This is a genomic window from Sorangium sp. So ce128 (genome assembly GCF_051525245.1).
Classification (GTDB): Bacteria; Myxococcota_A; Polyangia; order Polyangiales; family Polyangiaceae; genus Sorangium; species Sorangium cellulosum_B.
The window spans coordinates 9,560,302-9,570,989 of sequence record NZ_CP150313.1; the positions used below are offsets into that span (position 1 = coordinate 9,560,302).

7 protein-coding genes are annotated in these 10,688 nt (G+C 69.3%); 5 read left to right on the forward strand and 2 right to left on the reverse strand.

What is annotated here, in order from left to right; translation table 11 throughout:
- The first annotated feature begins 173 nt into the window (after nt 1-173).
- On the forward strand, nt 174-416 hold the full coding sequence (gene tnpA / locus WME82_RS36390) for an IS66 family insertion sequence element accessory protein TnpA (protein WP_438039070.1): 243 nt from the start codon (nt 174-176) through the stop codon (nt 414-416).
- Between the two features lie 1,453 nt (nt 417-1,869).
- On the forward strand, nt 1,870-3,459 hold the full coding sequence (locus WME82_RS36395) for an IS1182 family transposase (protein WP_438039071.1): 1,590 nt from the start codon (nt 1,870-1,872) through the stop codon (nt 3,457-3,459).
- Nucleotides 3,460-3,784: 325 nt separating this feature from the next.
- Here WME82_RS36395 and WME82_RS36400 read toward each other — a convergent pair whose 3' ends face one another.
- The gene (locus tag WME82_RS36400) at nt 3,785-4,681 is read right to left on the reverse strand and encodes a helix-turn-helix transcriptional regulator (RefSeq protein WP_438039072.1); all 897 of its coding nucleotides are present in this window, start codon (nt 4,679-4,681) and stop codon (nt 3,785-3,787) included.
- Nucleotides 4,682-4,801: 120 nt separating this feature from the next.
- On the reverse strand, nt 4,802-5,932 hold the full coding sequence (locus WME82_RS36405) for an RNA polymerase sigma factor (RefSeq protein WP_438039073.1): 1,131 nt from the start codon (nt 5,930-5,932) through the stop codon (nt 4,802-4,804).
- A gap of 118 nt (nt 5,933-6,050) precedes the next feature.
- On the opposite strand from WME82_RS36405, the gene WME82_RS36410 reads away from it, so the two are divergent.
- Genes WME82_RS36410 through WME82_RS36420 form a run of 3 tightly spaced genes read left to right on the forward strand, consistent with a single transcriptional unit; the run spans nt 6,051 to nt 10,512 of the window.
- Nucleotides 6,051-7,280 carry a hypothetical protein gene (locus tag WME82_RS36410; protein ID WP_438039074.1) on the forward strand — a complete coding sequence of 410 codons (1,230 nt, stop codon included), beginning with the start codon at nt 6,051-6,053 and terminating at the stop codon, nt 7,278-7,280.
- Nucleotides 7,281-7,300: 20 nt separating this feature from the next.
- Nucleotides 7,301-8,929, forward strand: coding sequence for a hypothetical protein (locus tag WME82_RS36415; protein WP_438044966.1), 1,629 nt, complete (start codon nt 7,301-7,303; stop codon nt 8,927-8,929).
- 38 nt (nt 8,930-8,967) lie between these two features.
- A complete protein-coding gene (locus WME82_RS36420; RefSeq protein WP_438039075.1) occupies nt 8,968-10,512 on the forward strand; it encodes a hypothetical protein in 1,545 nt (514 codons plus the stop codon).
- Nucleotides 10,513-10,688: the final 176 nt, after the last annotated feature.

The following is a 10,688-nucleotide window of genomic DNA, read 5'->3' on the forward strand; positions in this document are numbered from 1 at the left end:
CGAAGGGTAGGATGATACCGGGCGCGTTGAGCTCCTTGAGCCGTACGAGGCACTCCTCTTGCTCGCGTAGCGGCCGGCCAACCTGAGGCTAGGAAGTAACCACCCGGCCAAGGCCACCGTGACCACCCCAGCAGCGCCGGTTACCCGTCCCCATCGCGACGAAGGAGGAAGCGATGGCTACGAGGGCGGAGTGGGCCGAGCGAGTGGAGCGATGGGACCGGAGCGGGCTGAATGCCGAGAAATTCGCGCGGCGCGAGGGGTACAAGCCCAGGCAGCTGTACTGGCGGCGCCGAGCGCCTGCGCGACAAGGCTCGCCACGATCACGACGACGCCGAGGTACACGCGCCGGCCGAGGAATCGAAGCGACGGGGGCGTCGCGCGCCGCCGGCACCCCTCGCGCCCGCAGCAGAAGCTGAAGCGGACGACGAACGCCTCGCCCTCCGGCGCGATGAGCGCGCCCCGCGGCTTGCGGGGGTAGTTGCCCGCGTGCAGCGGACCCCGGCACGCCGGGCACCGGCTCGCCGCGACCCGCCGCACGATCGCCCGGTCCAGGGCCTCCAACATCGCGAAGAACTCGCCCTTGAGCGTGAATTGGTCGAACATGGGCTCCTCCGTTTCTGGCGACTCGGAGGCGAGCCCCCTCGGAGGACTTCGACCAAATTTTCTGAGGGGGCTTCGTTTCTCGCCCCTCAAAGAACGCGCTCAGGATGGCGCCCGGGGGGCCTCCATCTTCCTGGCGCTGCTCATCAGCTGCTGACGAAAGCAGATGGATGTGACAGGATAACCTCTGCACGTGGCGAGCCGCGGGAGGGTGCAGCTCGCCGCTGAACCGGCACGCGCCCAATGGACCGCCGAGCCGGCTCACGCAAGCGTTCGGAGGCATCTTCCTGGTCCTCGCCGCTGTTCCAGTTATCCCCATGGCTACCCCGCTCTGCGAGGCCAGCGGAGATGCCGCCCCGTGTCAAGACGGGGCATGCCTCCGGTAGGGTACACCACCGGTCGGGGGGGCTGGTCGGCAGGGCATGGAACCCAACCCGCCGTCTGCATCATCACAGCCCCGTTTGCCCGCCCGGCTGCGGGCTGCGCTAGCACGCAGATGCGGACCCTGGGGGTCGGCTCCGCCGGCCTGGTGTCTCCGGTGTAGCTCCGTGGGTCCCGTACCCTCGCGTAACCTGCCGCGCCCGTTCCCGGTGGTCCCGCCTATATCCGGGTGCGCGATAGTCCATCTCTGCTGAAATTTGTCAGATGGTCCTCCTCCAGCCGTGATCCGTTCTGCGGATCGGGTCGCGGTCCGTGAGACCGGTCTCTGACACCGGCCAAGGCCGAATTCGCGGGGCATCGCACCGACCAACGTCGAGCTTGCGGGGCACCGCGCCGGCCCAGGTCAAGCTCGGGGGGCACGGCACATCCGGGTCTCCCTTCCTTGCGAGCGGCTGCGAGCGTACGCTGCGGTGGATGTCCACGGGCGCAGTGAGCATACGCAAGGTCGACGTAGTGATCCTCGTCGCGATCACGCTGGAGTACCAGGCCGTGCTTAGGGTTGAGGAAGGCGCGCAGCCAGGAAGCAGGTGGGAGCCGGAGAAAGGTCCAAACGGCCTTCCTGTCGCGTTCCGGAGCTTCCAAGCAGCACGTGGAAGGCCGCTCCGTATCGCGCTGGCGCAGGCAGGCGACATGGGGGCGGTTCCTGCGACGAACGCGTTGCTGCCGCTAGTAAGCGCGTACAGACCGAAGTGCGTCGCAATGTGTGGCGTGTGCGCAGGACGGCCTAGAGGACCGATCAGGTTGATTTTGCGATAATTCTGGTCGCTTCGATGCAAGGCTCGACGGTCTCGTCGGGCCATGATCTCGTCCGCGTCCGGAGGTGCACGGATGGAACGATGGTCGCCGCCGGTGGAGCTGTCGCGGCAGGAGCAGGCGCTGATGAAGCGGCTGACGCGCGTGAGAGCACTGTTCGGCTTTCTCAGGCAGCACCGGCACGAGCTGTTCGATGAGACGTTCCAGGAGCAGCTGGAGGGCATGTACCGGACGACGGGGGCAGGCGAGGCGCCGCATCCACCGGCGCTGATGTGCATGGTCACGCTGCTTCAAGGCTACGTCGGCGCATCGGATGCCGAGGCGGTGGAGTTGTGCGTTGTCGACCTGCGCTGGCAGATGGTGCTCGGCTGCCTGGGTGCGGCGACGCCGCCGTTCTCGCAGGGCGCGCTGCAGGCGTTCCGAGAGCGGATGGTCGCGCACGAGATGGACCGGATGCTGCTGGAGCGGACCGTAGCGCTTGTTCGGTCCGGCGCGATGACGGAGGGCGAGAGGCGTGCGGTGTCCAAGGCGCTGCGCGTGGCCATCGATAGCCGCCCTTTAGCGGGGGCCGGGCGGGTTGAGGACACGATCAACCTGCTCGGCCACGCTGCACGCAGCATCGTCCGCGTCGTGTCGAAGATCACGGAGCGTCCGCCCGAGGAGATCTGCCGCAAGGCGGGCATCCCGCTGCTTCTGGCTCCCAGTATCAAGGCCGGGCTCGACCTGGACTGGAGCGACCCGAAACAGAAGGCGGCAGCGATTCAGATCCTGGAGCGGCAGGTCTCGTCGCTGCAGCAGTGGGTCGACCGCCACCTGGACGACGTCGTCGAGCAGCCGCTTCGCACCTATCTGGACGCGGTCACACAGGTTCGAGACCAGGACCTGGAAACAGCCGAGGATGGGACCGTTCGCATCCGGCAAGGCGTTGCGCCTGACCGCCGTGTCTCCATTGAAGACGCCGAGATGCGCCACGGTCGCAAGAGCCGCTCGAAGCGCTTCGACGGCTACAAGGAACATATCGCGCGCGACCTTGACCTTCCGGTCATCGTCGCCTGCGCGATCACGCCGGCGAATCGGCCCGAAGAGGAGGGGGCCGCGCCGATCGCCAAGGACATCCAGCATCAGGGGCTGCGCCTGGGTGAGCTGCACATCGATCGAGCCTACGTGAACAGTCCCGTCGTCGATGACGTGATCCGAGCGGGCGGCCAGGTGTTCTCGAAGCCTTGGGGGCAGCGGGCTCGCAGCCCGGAGCTATTCAGCAAGCGCGACTTCAAGATCAACCTGCGCGCCAAGACAATCACGTGTCCAGCGGGGCAGATCGAGGTGTTCGAACCGGGCGATACGGTCGAGTTTGATCCTGAGGAGTGTGGCGCGTGCCCCCTCCGAGCCAAGTGCACGCAAGCTGCCTCGGGGCGAGGGCGGACCGTGTCCATCGCCGAGGATGAAGCTCTGCAGGGCAAGTTCCGGAAGTTGCAGCAGACCGGAGCAGGACGCGCCGTGCTCCGGCAGCGGACAGCTGTGGAGCATGCGCTCGCCCATATCGCGGCGCGGAAAGGACACTGCGCGCGCTACATCGGCGCCAGGAGAAATCTGTTCGACCTCCGGCGCACCGCAGCCATCCAGAATCTTGAGGCGGCCCAGCGGCTGATCCAGGAGGCTGCATAACATATCGAAATTAGACGATTTTCAACATGTTCGGCGTTCTAGCCTCCCCAGCCAGCGCAGCACGGCACGAACCTGCGCCGGGCAAAACAAGCGCGCGTGCGCGGCGGCGCGCTCGTCTTCATTCGACAGACGATCCATGGCGTTACCCTCCCCCGCGGGCAATCGCCCGTAAGCGGGTGATGCCGCGCGTCCGCCTATGCGGCACCGGTTCGCGGTCTTCCCCGTCCGCTACCAAAGGAAGACGTTATCCGTAGCTGCTCTGTTTCCGTAGCGGCGGCATGCTCGTAGGCTCCTGATGGCGTGTAGCTGCGAAGCGCGGCGGCGCTCATCCATGGCTCCCTACGCCCGGAAGTGTCGTGTTCAGCGGCGAGCGCTCTGCGTCCTCCCAGTCGGACGCGTTGGCGGAGCTCGTCCCCCCTTCGTCACGCTGTAGCGGGAAGCTCGTCAGCGTGGCGGCGCGCTGGGCGAGCTCCGCCCCCGCGGCGGTGCGGACAGGGAGCGGCGACCGAAGCCGCGGCAGCGGAGGCGGCGGGAGCTTCGCCCGCGGGCTCCTGGCCGCGAGCTCGGGAGACGGCACCACGGGCGGAGGAACGTCGAGCGCACGGGGAGGTATCGTCGGCGGAGTCGGTGGCGCCGAGCTCGGCGCCGACGACGACGCGGGAAGCACCGAGCTCTCACGCTTGGTGCTGGGCGCACCGATCTGCATCACCACCGTCGTCTCCGCGTCCGTTCGGTGGTCGTCGTGCAGCCGCCACAGGCGCTCCCAGTACCGCGCAGGCGTGCCGGTGAAGGACTCCAGCTGCCGGGCAAGGCCGGGCGTCATCGGCAGGTCGCTCCTCAGCAACCGCTCCACCTCCCTCGGTTCCAACCCCGTGCTCTCGGCCAGCTTTCTCCTCCAGGAAGGCGTCGTCGCGCAGAACGACTCGAGGACCCTTCCTGGCCAGGGAACGGGGCGCGTGCGGGCCTCGGTCAGCTCTGCAAGCGCCGCGTCGACATGACAGTCCAGAAGGCGCCGGTATAGGTCTCGCTCGCCCGCTGCCTGCTCCTTCGCATCGGAGAGGGCTGCCTCCTCGTCATCATGCGCGTGCTCGCGCGCCTCGCGAAGCCCGCGCTCGCGTCCCAGCGCTTCGCGCGCGGTGACCGCGAAGCCGATCGCGACGCATGCGATCATCGCGAGCCCGAGCGGCGAGACGAGCCACATCGCACCCAGCATGTCTTCCATGAACTTTCGCCTCCTGGACCTGAGCGTTGTTGTCCGACGCAAGGCGGATCTCGACGTTGCGCTGCGCGGAAGCAGCACCGCTATACCCGCCTGCCTAGCTGTTGATGGGTAGCCGACGATTCAGCGAAGCTGCCTTAACAGCTCTTCGCGCTCGGCGGCGAGCCGCCCTCGCGGGAACTGCCGCGCGTGGGCCTCAAGCAGTCGCCGAGCCTCGACGTCGGCCATGACGTCGTTGGCCTCGATGGCCCTCCGCGCCTGGTTGACCAGGCTCCTCTCGACCTCGCCGGCGGTCGGTCGAACAGCGCTCGCCGGAGGCGCGGCCCGGTGACTTCTCGTCTTCGCGTTCGAGGGAGCGGGCGTGCCGGTCGCCATCGCTTCGCCGTGCGCGCTCCCGTGTGCCGTCCGCGAAGAGATTTCGTGCGCGGTCGCCGCGGCGGGCGCCGCTGCGCCGGGCATCCCGTCTCCACCGGCAGGCCCCCCGGCGCTCTGGGCGCCATCTCGCGCGGGGGGCGCCACGGCGTCCTGCTCCGCGGGCGCGGTGGCAGGGGCGCGGACCGCCGCCGCCCTGATCCACGATTCCAGGTCGGGCAAGGGCGGCACGGCGGAGACGAGCGCGCCGGTCAGCAGGACGAGCGCGGCCTGAACGACGATCCTCAGGCCGAGCCGGCGCAGCGAGGCCACCCACCACGCGCGACGGCCGAACCCCAGCGCAAGCGGCACGCAGATGCTCCCGTCCCTTCCCTGAGAGTGCTCCTGCGCCTGCCACCGTCCCCCCTGCACCTCGAGCTCCTTGTGCGCCCGCCGGTATCGCGTCTTCACCGTGTCCAGCGGGAGCCCCTGCTCGGCGGCGATCTCGGCGAGCGGGACCTCCTCGAGGTCGTGCTTGATCACGAGATCCCGGTACTTGGGCTCGAGTTGGTCGATCAGCTGCCGGGTGAGCTTTTCCCGCTGCCGTCTGCGGAGCAGCTCTTCCGGCGTGGGGAGCTCATCTCGGATCTCGCGCTCATCGAACGACGTGAGCACCTCGCCGCGGCAGCGCGCGTCCCGGACGTGATTGCGCGCCTGGTTGACGGCGATCGTGACGCGGTACGGCCCCGGGTCGCCGCCCGGCTCGATCCGTTGGTCGGCGTCGAGCCCCCGCAGCAGCGCTTCCTGGGCGATATCCTCGGCGTTTCGCGCCGGTACACCGTGGCGCCTGGCCAGGCGCCGGAAGAGCTCGAAGCCGGGGGAGTCGGTCTCTGGCTTGGCCACGGTAAGCAGCACACGCGAGGCGGCCCAAAAGGTTCAGAGAAATGAGTCGAGGAGCAACTTCGGTCGGACAATGTGCCGCCATGTAGTTTCTTGGACTACGCTTGGCCATATCTGACGGATGGTTGAACGCATTCCCTCATCCGACCGCCAATTCCCACCGAAGCCGCCGAGACGTGGCGGTTTCTGCCGGTTGACGCCTAGCAGCCGGCGTCGGTACCGTCACGGCATGCGTTGCATTGCGCATTCGCTCTCGATTTTTCTTGCGCTCGGGGCCGCAACAGGCTTCCCGAACTCGGCCAGCGCGGACGATATCCATCCGAAGGCGGGACCGAGCGACCGATCGACGGTGAAGGAGCATGTTCGCCGTGGTCAGAAAGCGCGCAAGGCCGGGCTGTGGACCGAGGCAACCGCTGAATACAAGGCAGCTTTGGAGGCCGCGGACGCGGCGACCAGCACCGAGGTGGAGCGCGCGGAGCTCGCCGGCGAGCTCGGCCTTTGCGAGCTCGCGCTGCACAAGTACCGCGACGCGGCCGAGCACCTGGCCAGGAGCCTAGAACAGCGCGAAGCGTTGCCGGAAGCGCTCCAGCGGCGATTCGAGGCAGGGCAGCGCAACGCAGCGCCGCACGTCGCGCGGCTCGTGCTCGGCGTCGATCCGCCCGACGCCGAGGTGCTCGTCGACGGCAAGCGCATCGGCCGGACCGCGCGCACGTACACGCTGTTCTTCGAGCCGGGCCAGCACATGGTGCGGGGCCGTGCACCGGGCTGTAAGGACGCGCTTCATTCCTTGCGCGCCGTGGCGGGCGCGGAGCACGAGTTCACGATGCCGTTGCTGTGTGCAGCGGCGAGCGGCACCAAGGAGGCGAGAAGTTCCAAGGGGACCGCGACCGCGACGCCGACTCCGGTGCGCGCTTTGCCCGCTCCGCGCGCGCAGGCCCCTAGCCCGTGGGCCTCGTGGCCGGGCACGCTGCGTGTCGTGGGAATCTCGCTCGCGACGGGCACCGTATCGGCAGGCGCGATCCTCATGATCAGCGCCAGCAAGCTCGATCAGGACATGAGCGCGCGGCGTGACCAGCTCCAGAGCAACCCCAGATCGAGCTCGTCCATGTGCTGGCAAGCGCCAGATCGCTCGCCATGCGGCGAGCTGCGGCGCCTGCGCGACGCGCGCAACCTGTCCGACCGGGTGGGCATGGCCCTGGTCATCACGGGCGGTGTGATCGGCGCGGCCACCGCCGCGTCCTTCTTCACCGACTTCTCCTTCCTGGGACGCACGCCAGCTCAGGATGGGGTCAATGTATCGCCCGTCGTGACCGGGCACGAGACGGGCGTGAGCATCGAGGGGGTGTGGTGACCATGCCGGGTACCGAGGGGATGCGGCCACGGGAAGACCGAAGAGCGTTGGCCGCCGCCGTTGCTGTCGTGGTCTGTGCGTGGACCGCGAGCAGCACGCTGCTAGCTTGCACTTCGTACCGCGACGATTGCTGGGAAGTGATGGAGTGCGCCCCGGCGCCTGAGCCGACTCTCTGTGACGGCAACCCAGCGACGGCAATGGCGCTCGACGAGTGCGGGGTGTTCGTCAGCGAGCAGGGCGACGACAACAGCCCCGGAACGAAGGACGCGCCGGTGAAGACCCTGCAACACGCGATTGGGCTCGCCGCGCATGGGCGAAGCCACGACGAGAAGCCGACCCGGCGCGTGTACGCGTGCGGAGGGGAGTTCGCGGAGACGATCACGCTGCCCTCGGGGGTCGACCTCTGGGGCGGGCGCCTGTGTGACGGCGGGGATTGGTCGTACGAGGGGTCATTCGGCGGGCCGGAGCACCCGACGATCATCGCTCCGCCGGGGGGGATCCCGCTGAGGGTGATCGCAGGCGAAAAGGAGGGCAAGACGTCAACGGTCTTCGGCGCGAGCGTCAAGGCGGCCGGCGCCTCGGCACCCGACGGCAAGTCGTCGATCGCGGTGATCTTGAGCGCGGGGGCCAGGGCGATCGTGCGGGAAAGCGTGATCGTCGCGGGCGACGGCAAGGACGGGGAGCCGGGGAAGGACGCGCCGAGCTTCCGCGCGAATGCCGGCATGGTGGGGAACGACGGCGCGAACGCCTGCACCACGGCCTCCCCGACGGGCGCGCTGGCAGTCGTGACTGTGTGCGACGATGGCGTCGAGTCCACCGGAGGCTACGGGGGCGACGGTGGGCTCGAGTCGGGAGGCGATGGCGCTCCGGGGCAGCCGCGGCCCGCGGAGAATCCAGAAGGCAACGGCCTTGGAGGCACTGGTGCGGGCAGCGCGCGTTGCGGTGATGGCGAAAACGGGATGGACGGCCCTGACGCCGGTCGCGCGGACGGTGCTGTTGGCGCAGGCTACCTCACCGAAAACGGCTGGATGGGAATCCGCGGTGATGATGGAAAGAGGGGCGGCGTCGGTCAAGGAGGGGGCGGCGGTGGCGGCAGCAAATCGCGGGGAGCGATGGGGGCGTGCCCAGCTGGCCGCCCGCAGGCCGGCGCAGGTGGCGGCTCCGGTGGCAGCGGCGGCTGCGGTGGCCTTGGGGGCAAAGGCGGTGGCTATGGCGGGTCGAGCATCGGCGTCGTTGCCCTGCAGGGAAGCGCGGTGACGCTCGAGGCGACTCGGGTGACTACGGGCAACGGTGGCAACGGCGGGGTCGGCGGCACAGGCCAACCGGGCGGAGGGGGCGCCGTCGGCCGCTATGGAGGAACGCCTCCTCCCGGTGTTAGTGAGATGTGGCCCGCGTGCAAGGGGGGCACCGGAGGCGACGGCGGTCGCGGGGGCGACGCCGGCGGCGGCCTCGGAGGATCCTCCTACGGCGTCGCTGCTCACAGCGCCTACGTGGGCATCGGGCCGGACTCTCCTGTACAGCTTGGAAAACCTGGCCAGGGCGGCAGCGCAGGCAATGCAGGACCAGATGACGAGGTGGGGATGGGCGAGGATGGCGACTCCATGCCTTACCGTCAATTCGACGTGCCCAATCCCGCCCCGCCCCGCTGATTGTCCCCCTCGCTACGACACGACATCGAGGAAGAACGATGCGAACCACAAGAGCGATCCATCTGTCCCCCGCGCTGCTGCTCGCCCTGGCCGGCTGCGGCACCGCGCCGGGCCCCAACGAGCCTGGCGGACCGGCGTGCGACGGCACCTCGTCGTGTCAAGGCGAGCCGCCGCCGGAGTCGGTCTGTCTCGAGCGTCTCGCCGCCGATGTGTGGGAAGATGGATGCGGCGTGTTCGTGGGGGGCGTCTGGGGCAGCGGCGACGACGCGAACCCCGGCACGACCAAAGACAAGCCGGTGCGCACGCTGCAGCGCGGCGTGGAGCTCGCGCGTACCGGCCGAGGGCGCGTCTTCGCGTGCGCCGACGGGTTCTTCGGGCCCCTGACGCTGCCTTCCGGCGTGGATCTCATCGGGGGGTTCGGCTGCGTGAGCTGGAAGCGCCAGGCCGACACACGCTCTGTGCTTCAGATCTCGGACAGGCCGGACATCGTCCTGACAGTTGTGCCGGCGAGCGACGGCGACAGCGGCGCCGCGGACGGGGTATCGACAATCGTCGACATGATCTTGGATGGGTGGGGCCCGATCACGATGCTTGTTCGCTCCAACACGGCCGTGGAGCTCATCCGGAGCGAGCTCCGCACCTCCTACGGATGGGCAGGCCACGATGGCGAGAAATGGGGCGGGCTAAACCAGGCACCGCGCGGACCGGATGGCGTGTATGGCGGCGATGCGTGCTCGGCAGACACGGTCCCCGGCGGCCCGGCGGTGATGAATCCGTGCGATGGCGGAATCCCGAGCGCCGGTGGCAAGGGAGGCGACGGGCGCGCCGACGGCGCTGGAGATGGGGAGGCCGGCGAGCCCGTACCCGAGCCGGACCCCGGCCACGATGGGCAGGGAGGACTTGGCAACCGGGCAGACGGTGGTTGCAGCGGCGGCTTCACCGGGAAAAACGGCATGTGGGGTACCGTCGGCGCCGCGGGTCAGGGCATCGGGCGTATCAGCGACGCAGGATGGGAGGCCGACTGGGCAGGCGACGGCGATCGGGGCATGCCGGGTCAAGGCGGCGGCGGGGGCGGTGGCCGTCGAGGCGGCCTCGCCGTGTGCGGCGTGGCCTCGAAGGGAGGCGCCGGCGGCGGCTCCGGAGGCGCTGGTGGCTGCGGTGGGCGAGGCGGTCGAGGGGGTGAGAACGGCCACCCGACGATCGGGATCGTCGCGCTCCACGCCAACCTGACGGTACGCGACACCATGATCGAGACGCTCGCCGGGGGACCGGGTGGCGACGGCGGGCCACCCGAGCAAGGGGGCAAAGGCGGTCGAGGCGAACTGGGTGGCGCCGTGGGAGACGGCACCTGGTCCTGCAAGGGTGGCGACGGCGGCCTAGGGGGCGATGGCGGCTACGGCGGCCCCGGGCGCGGCGGCGACTCGATCGGCATCGCCTACCTCGACGAAGCTCGGCTCACGCTCGAGGGGGTCACCTATACTCTCGGACCGCCGGGGAAGGGCGGCGTGAGCTGGGATTGGTCTGGCGAAGAGATCCGGGGGGAGGACGGCACCCGGGTCGAGACGCTGCGTTTCCCTGACTAGGATCACGACACTTCAGGCGAACCCTGTAGTGACAGGGCGCCGACGGTGGCACGCTCGGAGCTCCACGAGGGCGCCCGCGGGCCTGCTGGTGGCGACGTAGACAGCCGCACGGCGCCCCAGGAGCACGACGCCGAGACCTCGCTCGCGGAGCTCGCCGGCGAGGGTCACGAGCTCAG